Genomic DNA, 18,528 nt, shown 5'->3' on the forward strand with positions numbered 1-18,528 from the left:
CATGCGGATCGCGCGTTGCAGCACGAACAATTCTTCGGCAAAGCGGCCGAGGATGTCTAAAACGGCGTCCTTGTTGGTCAGGAACACGTCGCGCCACATGGTCGGATCACTGGCCGCGATCCGGGTGAAATCGCGGAAACCGCCCGCCGAATATTTGATGACCTCCGATTGTGTCACGCTCTCCAGGTCGGACGCGGTGCCGACGATAGTATAGGCGATCAGGTGGGGCAGATGGCTGGTGATGGCCAGCACCAGGTCGTGGTGCGCGGGCTCCATGGTCTCGACCTGCGCGCCCAGTTGCTGCCAGAATGTCGTGACGCGCACCACTGCGGCCTCGGGCGTGCCTTCGACCGGGGTCAGGATGCACCAGCGCCGGTGGAACAACGCGGCAAATCCCGCCTCCGGCCCGCTGCGCTCGGTGCCTGCCACCGGATGCGCCGGAACCACCGCGATGCCGGGCAGCGCTGCTGCCAGTGCCGTCGCGACGCCAGCCTTCGACGAACCGACGTCGCTGACGATCACCTCGGGCGGCAGGTCGTCAGCGATGCTGACGGCAACCTCGCCCATCGCCCCCACGGGCACACACAGGATCACCAGGTCGGCATCGGTCACGGCGGCACCGGCGGTGTCGGTCACGTCGTCGCACAGGGCCATGGTCCGCACCGTCTCGCGCACCGCGGCGTCGCCATCATGGCCGGTCAGATGAACCGTCGGCATCGCTTCGCGAACCGCGCGGAGGATCGACGACCCGATCAGCCCGAGGCCGATCACCGAAACCCGCGCAAAAGGCAGCATCAGGCCGTCATGCCCCCGGCGTCACCGACGATTTCGCGTAATGCCGCGACCAGCCCCAGCATGTCGTCCTCGGTCCCGATCGTAATCCGCAAGCCGTGGCCCAGCTTCTGCCCGGGCAGCCATCGCACGATATAACCATGGTCCATCAACGCTTTATAGGTTGTCTCCGCGCTTAATTGCCCCTCGAACAACACCAGCAGGAAATTTGCCTTCGATGGGATCGCGCGTAGCCCGGCGTTGCCCAGCTTGCCGATCTCGTCGTGAAACCACGCGCGCCAACGATCATTATGCGCCCGGCTATTCGCGATGAAGGTCGCCGCTTGCAGCGCCGCGATGGCCGCGCTTTGCCCCGCCGCCGTCACGTTAAACGGCGCGCGGATCCGGTGCATCGCATCGATCGCGGCCGCCGGGCCATAGCCCCAGCCGATCCGTTCCGCCGCCAGCCCGTGGATTTTCGAAAAGGTGCGTGTGATCAGGACGTTGCTTCGTGTCTTGGCCAGCTCCAGCCCACCATCTTCGTCGGCATCCTCCAGATATTCGGCATAGGCCTGGTCCAGCACCAGCAGCACCGTCTTTGGCAAGGCCGCATGCAGGCGCGCAATTTCCGCCTTCGACGAATAGGTGCCGGTCGGATTGTTGGGATTGGCGATAAACACGATCCGGGTGCGGTCGGTCACGCATGCCAGCACCGCGTCGACATCGGTCGCATAGTCAAGGTCGGGCGCGATGACGGGTTTGGCCCCGACCCGCCGCGTCGCAATCTCATAAACCGCAAATCCATAACGCACAAAGACGACTTCATCGCCCGGCCCGGCATAGGCCCCGGCAACCAGGTGCAGGATCTCATCCGACCCGGTGCCGTACATCACTCGCGCCGCGTCCAGCCCGTAATGGCTGGCAATCGCCTCACGCAATGCCCCGGCTCCGGCATCGGGATAACGTTCCAAATCAGCGGCATGGGCGGCGAACCCGGCCCGCGCGCTCTCGCTCGTCCCCAGCGGATTTTCGTTCGATGACAGCTTGGCCACCTTGCGCCCGTCGTCGGTCGTCGACCGTCCCGGCACATAGGGCGCAATCGCCATGACCCAGTCCTTGGGCCGGGGAACATCCATATCTATTGTCATGGGTCTCCACTAGCGCCCCCCTGCCTGCGTTGACAAGGCAAGCGCCCCCGTCCTAGCCGCGTCGCCATGAGTGCAGCGCGATGACTTCAGACCAACGCTTCGGCCCCAATCGGCGGGTGACATTGCCGGGCCCGCTGGCGCTCGATGGCGGTGCAACGCTGTCGCCTGTGGAAATCGGCTATGAAACCTATGGCACGCTCGAGGCAGACGGGGCCAACACTATCCTGGTCACCCACGCGCTGACTGGCGACCAGCATCTCGCATCGCCCCATCCCATCACTGGCAAACCCGGCTGGTGGGCGCGCATGGTCGGGCCCGGCAAGCCAATCGATACCGATCGCTTCTTTGTGGTGTGCGCCAATGTCATCGGCAGTTGCATGGGGTCGTCGGGTCCGGGCAGCCTTGCGCCCGACGGCCAGCCCTTTGCCATGCGTTTCCCCGTCATCACGATCCGCGACATGGTCCGCGCGCAGGCGCTGCTGCTCGACCATCTCGGGATCGCGACGCTTCACGCCGTCGTCGGGGGATCGATGGGCGGGATGCAGGCGCTCAGCTGGGCGGCGACCTTTCCCGAACGCGTGCGGGCGGCAGTGATCATCGCATCGACCGCGCGCCATTCGGCCCAGAACATCGCCTTTCACGAAGTCGGGCGCCAGGCGATCATGGCCGATCCCAACTGGCGCAACGGCGCATATTATGCCGATGGCGTGTCACCGGCGGCGGGCCTTGCCGTCGCGCGCATGGCGGCACACATCACATACCTCTCCGAATCGGGCCTGACCGAAAAATTCGGTCGTCGGTTGCAGGCCCGTGAGGCAAAAACCTTCGGCTTCGACGCCGACTTTCAGGTCGAAAGCTACCTTCGCCATCAGGGCTTGAGCTTTTCCGACCGGTTCGACGCCAACTCCTATCTCTACATCACCCGCGCGATGGACTATTTCGACCTGTCCGAGGAACATGGCGGGATGCTAGCCAACGCCTTCCGCGGTTCCAGGACGCGTTTTTGCCTGGTCAGCTTTGATACCGACTGGCTTTACCCGACGTCTGAATCGCGCAGCGTCGTTCACGCTCTCAATGCGTCGGGTGCGCCCGCCAGCTTCGTCGAACTGTCGGCACCCTTCGGCCATGACAGTTTCCTGCTCGACGTGCCCGCGCTCGATCGCGTCGTGGCGGGCTTTCTGTGTCCGGAATGTTGATGGGCGATCCGCGTTCGCCATTACGCGCCGATCTCGCGATCATCGCCGACCATGTCCGGACCGGCGCGCGCGTCCTCGATGTCGGCTGCAGCACCGGCGCCCTGATGGCCGAACTGCGCGACCGCAAAGGTGTCGATGCGCGGGGGATAGAGATCGACGGGACCGACGTCACGGCGGCATTGGCGCGTGGCCTGTCGGTGATCCAGGGTGACGCCGATACCGACCTGGTGGATTATCCCGACGCCAGCTTCGATTACGCGATCCTCAGCCAGACATTGCAAACAACCCGCCGCCCCGATCGCGTCCTCGACCAGCTGTTGCGCGTCGGCTCGAAGGCATTTGTTTCCTTCCCGAACTTTGCCCACTGGCGGGTACGTACCTCGCTAATGTGGGGCGGACGGATGCCGATCACGCGATCGTTGCCGGTGGCCTGGTACGAAACGCCGAATATACATCACCTCACCGTCGATGACTTTCGCGCCCATGTCCGCGAGCGTGACATCAGGGTCGAGGGGTCTTGGTTCCTTTCGGGAGAGCGGTTGACGGGCGAGGCCGTGGCAAACTTCCGTGCCGAACATGCGGTGTTTCTTTTAAGTCGCGGTTGAGTGCATCGACGATTAAAATTTCAGAATTTGCAAATCGCCCGAAGTGAAGTACGCCCCGACCAACAAAAAAAGGGCCGCCCAATCGGACGACCCATAAAAGTTTTAGGAGAGGATGCCTGAAAGGCGTCATCGTTGTGCACCGCAGCATTCCTGTGTGCAACCCCTAAAATGCTTTATTCGAATTTAGTCATTTTCGAGCGCGGCCCTGGCTGTCAGCCGACTGTCACGGTCATGCGAAATGATCGTTCATCGCCTGGTGCTACTTCGAACACTCCGGGTTTGGCGCGGAATTCTCCGTCATAATGTTCGGGGTCGGCAATGCCCGCCCATGGTTCGATGCACAGATATCGGGCGCCCGGTTTCATCCATAGTCCCAGCCGGTCGGTGTCGGGAAAGGCAATCGACAACCCCGGCTGCCCCGGCACGCCATATCGCAGCGCCCGACTGTGCAGCGTGTCCCAAACCAGCGCATCCCTGGAGAACAGGCTGTCCTTCAGTGCGATCGTATCACCGACCACCGGCGTCGCGCGTTCTTCGGCTGCGATCAGGCCATCGCGGGAAATCTCCTTCAGCGCGCCGGGCTCCTTGTGTTCGAACCGGACGACATGATCTTCCTTCGTCCCGCCGAATGGCAATGGCCAGGCAAAGGCTGGATGAAATCCGAAGCTGGCGAGCATCGGCACGCTGCCAGTATTACGCACAGTCGCCGTCATCGAAAGCGTTCGCTCATGCAGCATAAATCGCATTTCGAGCGCAAAGGCGAACGGATAATGCGGCCGCGTCGCCGGACTGTCAGTCAGGCGGAACAGCACCGAGGCGGGGTGGGACTCGACGATCTCGAAATGCGACCGCCTAGCGAACCCGTGTTTTGGTATTTCATATTCGACGCCGTCCTGCCGATAGCGATCGTTGTTGACCCGTCCGACAATGGGAAACAGCACTGGCGCGTGACCGGTCCAGTACGCAGGATCGGCGTCGGTCATCAATTGACGCCCTTCGCTGTCGACCAGCGAACGCAGTTCCGCACCGTGCGGCGCGATTTCCGCTGTCAGGAAGTTCGAGACGATTTTCACGGATTCATTCGCCATTATTGTCTCCAAACGATGCCATCCCCGACCGTTATATGGGTATCGCCGCACAGATACAGGTCGTGTCGATCCAGGTATCGGACCCAACGACCGTTTTACGAAACCGTTGCTATACCGACGACAAGACGCTTAGATGATAGCGATGGATGAGCGTCGCGTCGGCCAAGCGTTTTTCTGTAGGAGGCCGACCAATGCTTAACCAGCAACGTATCGCGATCATCGGCGCGGGCCACGTCGGGGCAACCGCTGCATACGCGATCATGCTGCGCGCTCTGTTTCGCGAGATTGTATTGATAGATCGCGACACGGCCTTGGCGCAGGCCGAGGCGACGGACATCTCCGACGCTAATGCGCTGGCAAGGCCGACGCGAATTTGGGCGGGCGATTACCGCGACGCTGCCGCAGCGCAGATTGCCGTCATCACCGCTGGAGCGGCCACTCACGGGAACGAGACAAGGCTGTCGGTCGCGACGCGTAGTGCAACGGTGGTGGAAGACTGCGTCGCTGCGTTGATGGGGGGCGGGTTTGACGGCATTTTGCTGGTCGCTGCCAATCCCGTCGACCTTATGACACAGCTCGCGTTTGAAAAGTCTGGCCTGTCGCCCGCGCGAGTGATCGGCACCGGCACGCTGCTCGATTCCTGCCGACTAAAGCAAGCGGTTGCGGAGCATCTCGACGTCGCGCCGGGTGCGGTCGAGGCTCTTGTAATCGGCGAGCATGGAGACAGCGAGGTAACCGCCTTTTCTTCGATACGGATTGGCGGTGTCACTCTGGATCGTTTTGTGATCGGCCAGGCGCTCGACTATCCGGCGGTCGCGAACGAAGTCCGGACCGCCGGCTACCGTATCATAGGCGGGAAAGGGTTCACATCGTTTGGCATCGCGACTGCTATTGTCAGGATTTGCGAAGCGATCATTCGTGACGAAGGCTCGACGTTTCCGGTGTCCACGCTCATGACTGGCCAGTTCGGCCTGACCGACGTCTGCCTCAGTCTGCCGTGCATTCTCGGAGCGGGAGGCGTGGAACGCGTCTTGATGCCCGATCTGGACCCGCTCGAGCTTGCTGGTCTGAAGGCGTCGGCATCAGCGATCCAGTCAGCATACGCCGGTTTACGCGCCTGAGGCTGGGTGTTCGGCAAGAGTACTCAAGGTGGGCACCATCGACCGAAACCGCGAGGTGCAATTGCCCGGGCCTAATCAAAGGTGAAACTCATACTCTAGCAGCAACCTGATCTGTCCCGGCGCTTCACGACGCCCGCTGCCTACCGAAAAGAGATAGCCGGCCTCGATGCCGAGCTCGCCACGAGCGGGCAGATGTTCAATTTCGGTCTTGAGGATCGGTCCGACATAATGTTCTTTGCTGTCAAACGAGCCGAAGGCGGCAGCGCCTGCCCGCATCTCCCCGACGACTGACCAATCGGCGGACGTGGAGTAGCCAAACTCGACCTTCTCGTGGCTCTCAAGGCGTTTTTCCGCGATCAGGTTAAGCCTTCCGTCAAAGCTGCCCGCGCGACGTTGCAGCAACAGCTTTGTTTCAGCCGTATCCGCGCCGTGCCGTTCGAAACCATATTCACCGTATAGCGCAACATCGATACCGAGCGGGGTGATGCGCGCGACCCGGTATATCCCCTCGACTGCGATGGCCTCCAGCTTGCGCGACGTATCTCGCTCACGACCCGTTTCAACCAATACGGCGCCGTAGATCCGGTCGGAAAAGTGGTGAGCACCCTCCAGCGTCAGTGCATCGGCACCACCCGCGTCGTCGCCGGTTACCCGGCCATAGCGCGCTTCCAATTCAGTCACACCGGGCTCGAGCGTTGCCCCGTAAACCTTCTCACCAAGTCCAGGCTGAGCAAGGGCGGGCGTGGCCAAGAGCAAGGCCGCAAAACATCCAGCAACAAAACGCATTGAATAACCCCTTCCAAGAGAGGTGTTAATGCGACACGTTATCAATAGCAAGTGCTGTCTGCATGGTGACAGCTTCGATGTGGAGATTGGTGGAAAGCGGCATGGCCGCTTTTTGGTAATCCAAGTGGCGATACGGGCGGGCATCCCGGCCAGCTGGCGCGGCTTCGACAAGACGGGGACAGGCATGCGGCCAGGCATCGGCAACAAGACCAATGACCTGGCTGTCCTGGTCCCGCCCGGTGGCCGCAGTCCGCTGGTCGTGATCGGCTACTTCGAGAATCCTTCCTTCTCCGAGGAGACCCGACCGGAGGACGAAGCCGTTCTCAAGGTGCTTGGCGAGGTAGCAGTGGCGTAGCGAGCCTGACGCCGAATGCCTTTTCCCAAAACTGCCGATCGGAAATGGAGGGTGCGAAAATTTCGCGATGCTTCGATGGCGGGTTTCCGAATCAGAAACCGAACGGTTGAATGCTGCAAAGCCGTCGAGAATTGCCAATGCCCAAAGGGTGCTATTTCAGGGGGTTCGTGGTCATATCTTAATTAGCGATCGGACAGCATTTCGATACCGTAATTCCTCCCCTGTAAGAGGAGGTGTCGCGCTCTTGCGGCCACGCTATCTGAAAAAGGGGAACACCCCTCCGTCAGCCCGAAGGAGGCTGCCACCTCCCCGCCAGGGGAGGATCGAGTATCGCCTGAAATTCCCCTTACCCCCGCAAAACCGCCCCGACCTTGGCCGCGGCAGTCACGACCTTCGCCGCCACCGCCCCCAGATCCTCCTCAGTGAAACTCTTATCAACCGGCTGCAGCACAACTTCGACCGCCAATGACTTCTGCCCTTCGGGAACGCCCGCGCCGGTGAACACATCGAACAGGCGCGCGCCGGTGATGACCGCCTTGTCCGCCCCCTTGACCGCGCGCAGCAGGGCATCGCCCGTCACGTCGACCGGCACCAGAAATGCAAAGTCGCGTCGTACCGCCTGTAAAGTCGCCGGGGCAAACGCCGCGCGCATGAACCCCGAACCACGCTTGGCCGGTATCGCGTCGAGGTAAATCTCGGCGGCGACCACCGCGCCGCCCAGGTCGAATGCCCGCGCCGTCGTCGGATGCAAGGCCCCAAAACTGGCCAGCACGGTCTTTGGCCCCAGTCGCAGCGTGCCAGACTGGCCGGGGTGATAGTGCGCGCCTGCCTCTCCGAAAACCTGCAAATTGTCGACCGGTGCTCCCGCCGCCTCCAGCAGCGCGATCGCCTCCGCCTTGGCATCAAAGGCATCGAAGGGGCGCGCCTTGCCATCGGCCCAGCCGCGTGCCGAGCGCTCGCCCGCCAACACGATGCCGACCGACGCCCGTTCGCCATCGGCCAGATAACGCCGCCCGATCTCGAACAACCGGATGCTGTCGGCTCCGCGATCCCCCCCGCGATCGGCGTTGCGTTGCGCTGCGGACAACAGGCCCGGCAGCATCGACGGCCGCATGACTTTCAGGTCCTCCGAAATCGGATTGCTGAGGCTCCAGGCACCGCCGCCAAACGCTGCCGCCTGGGTTTCGCTCAGGAAACTCCAGGTGATCGCCTCGTTCAGTCCACGCGACGCTGCCGTCCGGCGCACCTTGCGTTCCTGACGTTGCGCGGGCGTGGCGGTCGGCTTTGCGACCCCCTCGTCGCGCGGCAGTGGGACCGAGACGATCTGGTCCAGTCCGACGATCCGCACGACTTCCTCGACCAGGTCGGCGGGGCCGTCGACGTCACGACGCCAAGTCGGCACGGTCACATTCCAGGATGCATCGATCCCGAATCCCAGCCGCTCCAGGATCGCGCGTTGCTCGGGCGGGGGCACGTCGATGCCACCCAGCCGCGCACACAGCCCGGTGTCATAGGGAATGATCTTCGCCGCTGCCGGAGGGCGACCGGCGCGGATGACCTCCGAAGCCTCGCCGCCGCAGATCGACTGGATCAGCCCGGTCAGGATCGTCAGCGCATCGTCCAGAAACGCCGGGTCAACCCCGCGCTCGAACCGCGCTCGCGCATCCGATGTCAGCAACAGCGCCTGGCCCGTCCGCGCAATCCGCTCCGGGTCGAAATAGGCGACTTCCAGCAGGACATCGGTCGTCCCATCCGCCACGCCCGAATGCGCGCCGCCCATGATGCCCGCAATGTCATGGACGCCATTGTCGTCGGCAATGACTGTCATCGCCGATGTCAGCGTATAGTCCTTGCCGTTCAGCGCCGTCACCGTCTCGCCATCGATCGCCCGGCGGGCCACCACCGCGCCGTTCAGCCGGGCCAGGTCATAGGCATGGCTGGGTCGCCCATGCTCGAACATGACATAGTTCGTGATATCGACCAGCGCGGAGATCGGTCGCTGGCCGACCGCCTTCAACCGCTGCTGCATCCAGTCGGGCGACGCGCCATTGGTGACGCCAAGCATGGTGCGCCCATAAAATGCCGGGCATCCTGCTTCGTCATCGGTACGGATCTCGACCGGACAGGGCGATTCGGCGGCGATTTGCGGAATGTTCAGCGGTTTCAGCGTCCCTGCGCCCGCCGCAGCCAGATCGCGCGCAATCCCGCGAACGCCCATGCAGTCCTGCCGGTTGGGGGTAATCGCGACATCGAACACCGGGTCATCGAGCTTTGCCCATTTGGCATAAATCTCGCCCACGGGCGCATCGGCTGCAAGTTCGATAATCCCGTCATGCTCCTCGCCCAGTTCCAACTCGCGGACCGAACACATCATGCCGTTGGACTCGACGCCCCGGATCGCCGCAACCTTCAACACCATGCCATTCGACGGAACCACCGCCCCCGGCGCCCCGAACACGCCGACCAGCCCGGCCCGCGCGTTGGGCGCACCGCAGACGACCTGCACTAGCCCGTCGCCGGCATCGACCGTCAGGACCTGCAACTTGTCGGCCTGCGGGTGCGGCGCGGCGGTCAGGATCTTGGCAATTCTGAAAGATTTCAGCTTTTCGGCAGCATTATCAACACCTTCGACTTCCAGGCCAATGGCGTTCAGGGTAACAACGAGATGCTCTACCAACCAATCGGTCGCCAGATGCTCCTTTAGCCAGCTCAACGAAAATTTCATGCCCCCACTCCCCCGCTCAGCGTCGGGACATCAAATCCGGAAAATCCATAATGCTTCAGCCAGCGCAGATCGCCGTCGAAAAAGGGTCGCAGATCGTCCATCCCGTATTTGAGCATCGCCAGCCGGTCGATGCCGGTCCCGAACGCAAATCCCTGATATTCGTTAGGGTCCAGGCCGCAGGATTCGATCACCCGACGGTGGACCATGCCGCTTCCCAGCACCTCCATCCAGCCTTCGCTCCCGCCGATCACGCGCTTGCCCTTTTCAATGGAGTAACCGACGTCGACCTCGACCGATGGTTCGGTGAACGGGAAATAACTCGGGCGCAGGCGGAGCACGACATCGTCCCTTTCGAAAAATGCTTTCAGGAACGTCTCCAGCGTCCACTTCAGATGGCCGAGGTGAATCCCGCGATCGATCACAAGCCCCTCGATCTGGTGGAACATCGGCGTATGCGTCGCGTCGCTGTCCGACCGGTACACCCGCCCGGGCGCGATGATGCGGATCGGCGGCGGCTGCGATGTCATCGTGCGGATCTGGACTGGTGAAGTATGCGTGCGGAGCAGCATCTTGCGGCCGTCCACCACGTCGGGAAAATAGAAAGTATCGTGCATCGCCCGCGCCGGATGCGTTTCCGGAATGTTGAGCGCCGTGAAATTGTGCCAGTCGTCCTCGATCTCTGGTCCGGTCGCGACGGCGAACCCCAGATCGGCGAAAATCTCCGACAGTTCGTCGAGCACCTGGCTGACCGGGTGCACGCTGCCCTTTGGCGTCTCGGGGGCGGGCAAGGTCATGTCGAGCCGCTCGGTCGCCAGCCGGGCATCCAGTGCCGCCGCGTCCAGTCCGCGCTTGCGAGCGGCAATCGCTGCCGAAACCGCTTCGCGCAGCCCGTTGATCCGTGGCCCCTCGGCCTGGCGCTGCGCGGGCGTCATCCCGCCCAGGGTCTTCAGCAGCGCGGAAACAGACCCCGCCTTGCCCAGAGTCGCGATCCGCACCGCCTCCAGCGCATCGAGCGTATCGGCGGCGGCGATGGCGGCCAGAATTTCGGTTTGCAAAGCTTCGGTCATGACAGGCACCTGATAAGCAAAAGGGCGCGAACGGCAATCCGTTCGCGCCCTTTTACGGAATCGGCAGAGCAAGGAATTAAGCGGCTTCGGCCATTTCCGGCAGAGCAGCCTTTGCCTGCGCGATGATGGTGCTGAAAACAGCGCCCTCGTTCATCGCCATGTCGGCAAGGACTTTCCGGTCGAGTTCGATGCCCGCCAGCTTCAGTCCGTGCATGAACTGGCCATAGTTTAGGCCCTCGGCGCGGGTTGCTGCGTTGATACGCTGGATCCAGAGAGCGCGGAAGTTGCGCTTCTTGGCCTTGCGATCGCGATACGCATATTGCCCGGCCTTTTCGACAGCCTGGCGTGCGACGCGGATCGTGTTCTTGCGACGGCCATAATAGCCCTTCGCTAGGTCCAGGATCTTCTTGTGCTTTGCGTGCGTGGTTACGCCGCGTTTGATACGTGCCATTTATCCGGTGCTCCTACTGCAAGCCATAGGGTGCCCATGCCTTCACCGTTGCGGTGTCGGCCTTGGACAGCAGCTTGGTGCCGCGGTTCTGGCGAATATATTTGGCGGTATGGTGTGTCAGACGGTGACGCTTGCCAGCGACGCCATGCTTCAACAGCCCATTGGCGGTCAGCGTAAAACGCTTCTTGATCCCGCTCTTGGTCTTCAACTTGGGCATTTTCGTCCTTTCAAGTTCGACGGTTTAGAATCGCCGTGGCAGCCCTTCTGGCCAGGCGATCGTCAGCAACCGTTCGTTGTGAAGCGTGCGCTCGTAAACAAATGGCGCAGCAATTGCAACAAATAACCGGTAAGGAACCCCGCGTGAGATCATGGGTTTGCCCCTTCATGGCCGAAGCAGACCCGAATTTTACGCCTCGCAAAGGGCGGCTCGTCCGGCAGGTTCCCGATTCGGTGATTGCCACACCACTGGCCATTCTGACGGCATTGCTTGGGCTGGTCGTGCTTGCATGGCTGGTGCTTTACATCACCAAGGGCCGCTTTCTGCGTCACCCGTTCGAACGCACCGTCAGCAGCATGCTTGCGCGCGACGTGCGCGTAGCGGGCGACTTCCAGCTTTATTTTGATCCCATCGATACCAAGTTTGTTGCTGAAGGTCTGACGATTTCGAACCCCGCGTGGCGCGGCGGCCAGTTTTTCAAGTCGAAACGCATCGATACGCGGATCGCGACGCTGCCGCTGATCTTTGGGACCCGTCGTGTAAAGTGGCTCGACCTGACCAACGGCACGCTCGATCTGGCGTGGGACAAAGCACACAAGCGCAACACGTTCACGTTCGGGAATCAGGGCAAGCCGTTCGAACTGCCCGATATTCGCGCCGCCAATATCGTCGGTACGAAAATCTCGTATATCGATCCGTCGCTGCTGCTGAAAACGAATATCAGGGTCGAGACGATCCGCGCCAAGGACACGCGGTTTGCGGGCGATATCCGCTTTACTGGTGACGGCACGATGCGCGCGATCCCCTTCACCCTATCGGGCAGCCTGTTGTCTCCCAACGCCGCGCTGGCGGGTGGCAAGAACAAGCTGGCGATGGCAATCCGATCAGGGCGCACCGCGCTTGACGTTTCGGGGACGCTGCCGAGCGCCACGGTGATCGAGGGCGCGGACCTGAAACTGCTGGCGCGCGGTCCCAACCTCAGCCTGTTGTTCGATTTTCTAGGCGTGGCAATCCCCGATACACGGACCTACCGGGTCACGTCCGACCTGACCAAGGCAGGCGTCGACTGGAAATTCACGCGGCTGGCCGGGCGGTTCGGCGACAGTGATCTTGGCGGCAGCATGACCGTGTCGGTTCCCCCGGCTGGCCGCATGAACATAGCCGCCGATCTGCGCACCAGGACGCTCGACATCATCGATGCCGGGCCATTCATGGGATACGAACCAGCGCGGCTTGAGGCTGGCAAGGTCGCGGTTCCGGTTGCAGGCGTGCCGCGTATCCTGCCCGATGCGCCGCTGCGGATAGAGGCGATCAAGCGTTTCGACGCCCAGGTTAAATACCACGTCCAGAATATCCGTGCCAAGAATGTGCCGATTTCCAACGTTGCGCTCGCGCTTGACCTGAACGACAGCATCCTCAAACTTTCGCCCCTGACATTCGACGTTGCGGGCGGGCATTTGTGGTCTGACATCTCGATCAACGCGCGCGATGCCCCGGTGAAGACCGCTTACGACATTCGCCTGTCGCCGACGCCGATGGGTAAGCTGCTGGCGCGCTTCGGGACTGACCAGTCGGGCACGACCGGCACCGTGAAGGCGCGCATCCAGATGACTGGCGTCGGTGATTCGGTGCGGACGTCGCTCGCCAGTGCGAATGGCCGGATCGCTGTCATCATCCCGCATGGTACGTTCTGGACGCGCAATATCCAGCTCGCTGAACTTGACCTCGGCACCTATGTCCAGAAACTGGTCATGAACAAACTGAAGAACCCGGTCGAGATCAATTGCGGCCTGATCGCATTTACTGTGCGTAACGGCGTCGCGGGCGCCGACCCCATCCTGATTGATACGACCAAGAACGTGATTGCCGGGCGTGGGGGGTTTTCGTTCCGCGACGAATCGCTCGATCTCGCCTTCCGAGGCGATGGCAAGAAATTCAGCCTTTTTTCGGCGCAGTCGCCGATCGGGGTGAACGGGCATTTTGCGGCACCGGGCATCAAGATCATCAGCGATCAGCTGCTGGGGCGCGCAGGCGTGGGGCTCGGCCTGTCACTGGTGGCAACGCCGCTTGCCGGTCTTTTGGCTTTTGTTGATGTGGGAGATGCCAAGTCGGCGCAGTGCGGACCGATCCTGACGGGCGCACCGGCAACGGCGCAGCGCACGACGAAGGGCCAGCCGCGTGACGATGTGGCGCCAAAGGGTGCGACCCCGCACAAGAAGAAATTTCTCGGTATTTTCTGACGACTATCCCGCTGCTGTTATCCCAGCGCCGCCAAGATATCGTCCAGTCGTGCCGGGTCGCCCACGGCGATGACATCGCCCGCGCTGTCGGCATTTAACGGCTCACCCGACCAGTCACACATCGTCCCCCCGGCCCCTTCGACAATGGGGACGAGCGCTGCCAGGTCGTAAAGCTGCAAACCTGCCTCTACGACCATGTCGATATGGCCCGATGCAATCAGCCCGTAATTATAGCAGTCGCCACCATAGACGATCCGCCGCCGCGCGACCTTGGCCGCCAGGGCGACGAAATGCCCGGCCTCTTCGTCGCTGAACAAATTGGGACTGGTCGTCGCCAGTATCGCCTCCTCTAGTTCGCGACACATCCGGGTTATCGCACGCTGGCCGTTGAACATCGTCGGTCGTCCCGCCGCGCCCAGCCAGCGTTCGTGCGCGATCGGCTGGTCGATGATGCCCAGGACTGGCCAGCCCTCTTCCATCAGCGCGACCAGCGTGCCGAAGATCGGGCGTCCGGCGATAAAGCTGGTCGTGCCATCGATCGGGTCGAGCACCCACTGGCGACCCGCCCCCTCCCGGATCGCGCCATATTCCTCGCCGATGATGCCGTCGTTGGGACGCTCGACTTCCAGTATCGCGCGCATTGCGGCTTCGGCGGCGCGGTCGGCCTCGGTCACCGGAGAGGCGTCGGCCTTGTCCTCCATTTCGAACGACTGGCGGTAATAGGGGCGGATCGCTGCGCCCGCGGCATCGGCGAGCGCATTGGCGAGTTTGATATCATCGGGGGTCATGGCTTGGGTATCGCCGTGTTGCGGATGTGCGGCAAGTAAAAGGGGGACGCACCGATGTCGGTCAAACCGCAATCATGCCCTGCCTGATGGATGACGATGCAGCGAGAGCCTCAGTCGAACAGGCTTGAGACCGAACTTTCGTCCGCAATGCGTTTGATCGCTTCGGCAACGAGCGAGGCGATCGGCAACATGCGGATGCGCTTGGCCCCGGCCACCGATTCAGGCGGCTGGATGGTGTCGGTGATGACCAGTTCGGTCAGCTCCGATCCTTCGACCCGCGCAACCGCGCCGCCCGACATGACGCCGTGGGTGCAATAGGCGACGACGTCGAGAGCACCGGCCTTGCGCAGCGCGGCGGCGGCATTGCACAGCGTGCCAGCCGAATCGACGATGTCGTCGATCAGCACGCAAAAGCGCCCGGCCACGTCGCCGATTATGTTCATGACTTCCGATTCGCCGGGTTTCTCGCGTCGTTTGTCGACGATGGCGAGCGGAGCGTTGTTAAGCCGTTTGGCGAGCGCGCGCGCCCGGACCACGCCACCGACGTCGGGCGAAACGACCATTAGATTGTCGGTCGGAAACCGGGCCTGGATGTCGGCGGCCATGACCGGCGCTGCGAACAGGTTATCGGTCGGGATATCGAAGAACCCCTGGATCTGACCGGCATGAAGATCGACCGACAAAACGCGATTTGCGCCTGCCACGGTGATCAGGTTGGCAACCAGCTTGGCCGAGATCGGGGTGCGCGGCCCCGGTTTGCGATCCTGCCGGGCATAACCGAAATAGGGAATTACCGCCGTGATCCGCTTGGCCGACGCGCGCTTCAGGGCGTCGATGCAGATCAGCAGTTCCATCAGATTGTCGTTCGCCGGAAAGCCGGTCGATTGCAGGACGAAAACATCCTCGCCCCGGACATTCTCATGGATTTCGACGAACACTTCCTCGTCAGCAAAGCGGCGCACGCTGGCCTGGGTCAACGACATGTCGAGATAGGCCGCGACTTCCTGTGCCAGCGGAAGGTTGGAATTACCCGTCAAAAGTTTCATGGCATTATCCCCGCCGCGCCCTTGTGTTGTCCCTTAGAGAGCGTGGGGCGATGGGGGAAGGTGGCTTGTGCTACAAACGCGTTACAATTTGGGAGAATGCTCGGTGGCAGAAAAGTTCGAACGTCATCGCCAGCCATGGACTTCGGACGAAATCCAAAAGCTGCACCGGCTTGCGGCCAAGGCCATGTCGCTAAAGGCGATTGCAAAAGCGATGACCCGCAGCGAGGAATCGGTACAGGCGCGGGCAAAACTGGACGGGTTGAAGGTAAATAAGCTGCGTTAGGGCTCCAGGATCGTGTCGACGGCCACAGGCAGCGTTTCGGGGTAGTCGGTCGTATAATGCAGGCCGCGGCTTTCATGGCGGGACAGCGCCGACCGCACGATCAACGACGCGACCTCGACCAGGTTGCGCAGTTCGATCAGATCGGGGGTCACGCGGAAATGGCCATAATATTCTGCGACTTCGGACCGCAACAGCGCGATGCGGTGGGTGGCGCGCTCCAGTCGCTTGGTCGTGCGGACGATGCCGACATAGTCCCACATGAAACGGCGGATCTCGCGCCAGTTGTGCTGGACGATGACCTCCTCGTCCGAATCGGTGACGCGGCTTTCGTCCCATGCCCGGACCGGCGGCGGCGCGGTGCCGGGGTTGGCAAGGATGTGTTTTGCCGCTGCTTCGCCGAACACGAAACATTCGAGCAGCGAGTTCGACGCGAGGCGATTGGCACCGTGAAGCCCCGACTGGCTGACCTCGCCCGCGGCGTAAAGGCCGGGCAGGTCGGTGCGGCCATCGCGGTCGATCAACACGCCGCCGCAGGTGTAATGCTGGGCGGGAACGACCGGGATCGGCTGGGTCGTGATGTCGATGCCCAATGTAAGCAGCTTGGCATGAATCGTCGGAAAATGATGAATGACGAATTCGGGCGGCATATGGCTGATGTCGAGGTGGACATAGTCCAGCCCCAGCCGCTTAATCTCATGATCGATCGCCCGCGCCACGATGTCGCGCGGGGCCAGTTCGGCGCGCTCGTCGAAATCGGGCATGAAGCGCCGCCCGGCCTCCGGACCGCTCGGGATCAACAAACGACCGCCCTCGCCGCGCACGGCTTCGGTGATCAGGAAATTCTTGACCTCCAGGTTGTAAAGGCAGGTCGGATGGAATTGCATGAATTCCATGTTGGAAACCCGCGCGCCTGCCCGCCAGGCCATGGCGATGCCGTCGCCAGTCGCGCCGCGGGGCGCGGTCGAATACAAATATGTCCGCCCGGCACCGCCGGTCGCCAGGATGGTGGCAGGGGCGACCAATGCATCGACATGGCCGGTCTTGCGGTTCAATGCATAGACGCCCCAGACATGGCCATCGCCCGAATAGCGTTCGGCGTTGCGACCCGTGATCAGGTCGATCGCCGCCATGTCGGGGATCAGCGTGATGTTCGGGTGCGCCACCGCCGCGCGTTCCAGTGCCTGCTGCACCGCCCAGCCGGTCGCGTCGTCGACATGGACAATCCGCCGGTGGCTATGGCCGCCCTCTCGCGTCAGGTGCAGCACGTCGTTCTCGACGTTGAAGGGCACCCCCAGTTGCTCGAGCCGCGCGATCGCGCGCGGGGCATTCTCGACCACGAACTCGACGATGGCGCGGTCGTTCAGCCCGCCACCCGCGATCATCGTGTCCTCGATATGACTTTCGAACGTGTCGCCGGGTTCGAGCACCGCGGCGATGCCGCCCTGTGCCCAGCCGGTCGCGCCCTCCGACAGGCCGCCCTTGGCAAGCACGGCCACGCGCTTGTGCGGCGCAAGGTTCAACGCGGCGGTCAGGCCAGCAGCGCCCGAACCGACGATAATGACGTCATAATCCTCAGCCAATAGCACCGGCCCGCGTCAGGTTGAGGAAAACATGCTCCAGGTCGGCCTCGCGCGTCGAGACATCGACGATGCCGAGGCCAGCGCCCGAGACTGCGGTCAGGACGTCGCCGGCGTTGAACCGGGCTTTCGAATAGGTGATCGCCAGCACCCGGTCACCCTTCAGCGCCACGTGTTCGAAAACGGGCGACGACGGCGCTTCGGCCAGGTCGCGGTCGACCGTGACTTCGACGATCTTTTCCATCGCCATGCCCAGCAGCTCGCGCGTCGGCTTGTTCGCGATGACCTGACCATGGTTGATGATCGCGATCCGGTCGCACAACTCTTCGGCTTCCTCCAGATAGTGGGTGGTCAGCACGATCGTCACGCCTTGCGCGTTCAGTTCGCGGACATAGGCCCATAGCTGCTGGCGAAGCTCGATATCGACGCCTGCGGTGGGCTCGTCGAGCACCAGCACCGGCGGCGCGTGGACCATCGCCTTGGCCACCAGCAGGCGGCGCTTCATGCCCCCCGACAGCGTCCGCGCATAGGCATTGGCCTTGTCTTCAAGATGGACGGCGCGCAGCAATTCCAGCGACCGGCGCTGCGATTTGGGGACGCCGTAAAGCCCGCCCTGCAACTCCAGCGCCTCGAACGGGGAAAAGAACGGGTCGAACAAGATTTCCTGCGGCACGATGCCGATGCTCGCGCGGGCATTGCGCGGGTGTTCGTCGATGTCAAAACCCCAGACGCTGGCCTTGCCACCGGTTTTCTTGACCATGCCCGACAGGATGTTGATGATGGTCGACTTGCCCGCGCCATTGGGGCCCAGCAAGCCGAAGATTGCGCCGCGCGGCACGTCGAAGGTTACGCCCTTCAACGCCTGCTTGCCGCCGGAGTAGGTTTTCTCAAGCGCGTCGATCGTAATGGCAGCATCGGTCATGGCCCGCCCTAGCCTGCCGCGACCGACGACGTAAAGCGGGCGCAAACCATTGCCGCGATATTAACCAAGCACGTTCATCACAGCTTACCGGACGTTACACTAGGGCAACGGCGTGGGGCATTATTACAAACTATCGAAATCG

Annotated in this window: 18 protein-coding genes; 6 read left to right on the top strand and 12 right to left on the bottom strand. The window is 62.3% G+C overall.

Annotation, left to right across the window (positions count from 1 at the left end):
• Positions 1–795 (bottom strand): prephenate/arogenate dehydrogenase family protein (locus tag Q0R02_RS06050; protein ID WP_293881644.1); only part of this gene is annotated, 795 nt, incomplete at its 3' end.
• Positions 795–1,907, bottom strand: a complete 1,113-nt coding sequence (gene hisC, locus Q0R02_RS06055; RefSeq protein ID WP_293881712.1) for a histidinol-phosphate transaminase — start codon at positions 1,905–1,907, stop codon at positions 795–797. The genes hisC and Q0R02_RS06050, both read right to left, overlap by 1 nt.
• A 92-nt stretch (positions 1,908–1,999) precedes the next feature.
• On the opposite strand from hisC, the gene Q0R02_RS06060 reads away from it, so the two are divergent.
• Positions 2,000–3,115 carry a homoserine O-acetyltransferase gene (locus Q0R02_RS06060; RefSeq protein WP_293881646.1) on the top strand — a complete coding sequence of 372 codons (1,116 nt, stop codon included), beginning with the start codon at positions 2,000–2,002 and terminating at the stop codon, positions 3,113–3,115.
• Positions 3,115–3,720 carry a methionine biosynthesis protein MetW gene (gene metW / locus Q0R02_RS06065; RefSeq protein WP_293881648.1) on the top strand — a complete coding sequence of 202 codons (606 nt, stop codon included), beginning with the start codon at positions 3,115–3,117 and terminating at the stop codon, positions 3,718–3,720. Before Q0R02_RS06060 ends, metW begins: the two co-directional genes overlap by 1 nt.
• A gap of 212 nt (positions 3,721–3,932) precedes the next feature.
• Here metW and Q0R02_RS06070 read toward each other — a convergent pair whose 3' ends face one another.
• Entirely contained in the window at positions 3,933–4,808 is an 876-nt protein-coding gene (locus Q0R02_RS06070) for an aldose 1-epimerase family protein (protein ID WP_293881650.1), read from the bottom strand.
• A gap of 191 nt (positions 4,809–4,999) precedes the next feature.
• Here Q0R02_RS06070 and Q0R02_RS06075 point away from each other — a divergent pair, with 191 nt between their 5' ends.
• Complete coding sequence (locus tag Q0R02_RS06075; RefSeq protein ID WP_293881652.1) at positions 5,000–5,929, top strand: L-lactate dehydrogenase; 930 nt, start codon at positions 5,000–5,002, stop codon at positions 5,927–5,929.
• A gap of 75 nt (positions 5,930–6,004) precedes the next feature.
• On the opposite strand, the gene Q0R02_RS06080 is transcribed toward Q0R02_RS06075, so the two are convergent.
• Positions 6,005–6,715 carry a hypothetical protein gene (locus Q0R02_RS06080; protein ID WP_293881654.1) on the bottom strand — a complete coding sequence of 237 codons (711 nt, stop codon included), beginning with the start codon at positions 6,713–6,715 and terminating at the stop codon, positions 6,005–6,007.
• A gap of 28 nt (positions 6,716–6,743) precedes the next feature.
• Between Q0R02_RS06080 and Q0R02_RS06085 the strand changes: the two genes are divergently transcribed.
• Positions 6,744–7,070 carry a hypothetical protein gene (locus tag Q0R02_RS06085; protein WP_293881656.1) on the top strand — a complete coding sequence of 109 codons (327 nt, stop codon included), beginning with the start codon at positions 6,744–6,746 and terminating at the stop codon, positions 7,068–7,070.
• A 346-nt stretch (positions 7,071–7,416) separates the two neighbouring features.
• Here Q0R02_RS06085 and pheT read toward each other — a convergent pair whose 3' ends face one another.
• The 4 genes from pheT to rpmI form a co-directional block, all read right to left on the bottom strand.
• Complete coding sequence (gene pheT / locus Q0R02_RS06090; RefSeq protein WP_293881658.1) at positions 7,417–9,795, bottom strand: phenylalanine--tRNA ligase subunit beta; 2,379 nt, start codon at positions 9,793–9,795, stop codon at positions 7,417–7,419.
• Positions 9,792–10,862 (bottom strand): phenylalanine--tRNA ligase subunit alpha, encoded by a 1,071-nt coding sequence (gene pheS, locus Q0R02_RS06095; RefSeq protein ID WP_293881660.1) that lies wholly within the window; start codon positions 10,860–10,862, stop codon positions 9,792–9,794. Before pheS ends, pheT begins: the two co-directional genes overlap by 4 nt.
• Before the next feature lie 76 nt (positions 10,863–10,938).
• Positions 10,939–11,313: a 50S ribosomal protein L20 gene (gene rplT / locus Q0R02_RS06100; protein ID WP_293881662.1), complete on the bottom strand. Its 375-nt coding sequence runs from the start codon at positions 11,311–11,313 to the stop codon at positions 10,939–10,941.
• A gap of 13 nt (positions 11,314–11,326) precedes the next feature.
• Positions 11,327–11,530, bottom strand: a complete 204-nt coding sequence (gene rpmI, locus Q0R02_RS06105; RefSeq protein ID WP_293881664.1) for a 50S ribosomal protein L35 — start codon at positions 11,528–11,530, stop codon at positions 11,327–11,329.
• Positions 11,531–11,673: 143 nt separating this feature from the next.
• On the opposite strand from rpmI, the gene Q0R02_RS06110 reads away from it, so the two are divergent.
• Positions 11,674–13,770 (top strand): AsmA family protein, encoded by a 2,097-nt coding sequence (locus tag Q0R02_RS06110; protein WP_293881666.1) that lies wholly within the window; start codon positions 11,674–11,676, stop codon positions 13,768–13,770.
• A 17-nt stretch (positions 13,771–13,787) separates the two neighbouring features.
• Here Q0R02_RS06110 and hisN read toward each other — a convergent pair whose 3' ends face one another.
• Together hisN and Q0R02_RS06120 are read right to left on the bottom strand one after the other, a co-directional pair.
• A complete protein-coding gene (gene hisN / locus Q0R02_RS06115; RefSeq protein ID WP_293881668.1) occupies positions 13,788–14,558 on the bottom strand; it encodes a histidinol-phosphatase in 771 nt (256 codons plus the stop codon).
• 110 nt (positions 14,559–14,668) lie between these two features.
• Positions 14,669–15,604 (bottom strand): ribose-phosphate pyrophosphokinase, encoded by a 936-nt coding sequence (locus Q0R02_RS06120; RefSeq protein WP_293881669.1) that lies wholly within the window; start codon positions 15,602–15,604, stop codon positions 14,669–14,671.
• A gap of 103 nt (positions 15,605–15,707) precedes the next feature.
• Between Q0R02_RS06120 and Q0R02_RS06125 the strand changes: the two genes are divergently transcribed.
• Positions 15,708–15,887, top strand: a complete 180-nt coding sequence (locus Q0R02_RS06125) for a hypothetical protein (protein ID WP_293881670.1) — start codon at positions 15,708–15,710, stop codon at positions 15,885–15,887.
• Here Q0R02_RS06125 and nadB read toward each other — a convergent pair.
• Both nadB and Q0R02_RS06135 read right to left on the bottom strand, forming a co-directional pair.
• Entirely contained in the window at positions 15,884–17,467 is a 1,584-nt protein-coding gene (gene nadB, locus Q0R02_RS06130; RefSeq protein ID WP_293881672.1) for an L-aspartate oxidase, read from the bottom strand. The two genes, Q0R02_RS06125 and nadB, sit on opposite strands and share 4 nt — an antisense overlap.
• The gene (locus Q0R02_RS06135) at positions 17,460–18,386 is read right to left on the bottom strand and encodes an ABC transporter ATP-binding protein (RefSeq protein ID WP_293881674.1); all 927 of its coding nucleotides are present in this window, start codon (positions 18,384–18,386) and stop codon (positions 17,460–17,462) included. Before Q0R02_RS06135 ends, nadB begins: the two co-directional genes overlap by 8 nt.
• Between the last annotated feature and the right edge of the window lie 142 nt (positions 18,387–18,528).

Origin of the sequence: Sphingomonas sp., from assembly GCF_025353885.1 — a bacterium.
GTDB lineage: Bacteria > Pseudomonadota > Alphaproteobacteria > Sphingomonadales > Sphingomonadaceae > Sphingomonas_O.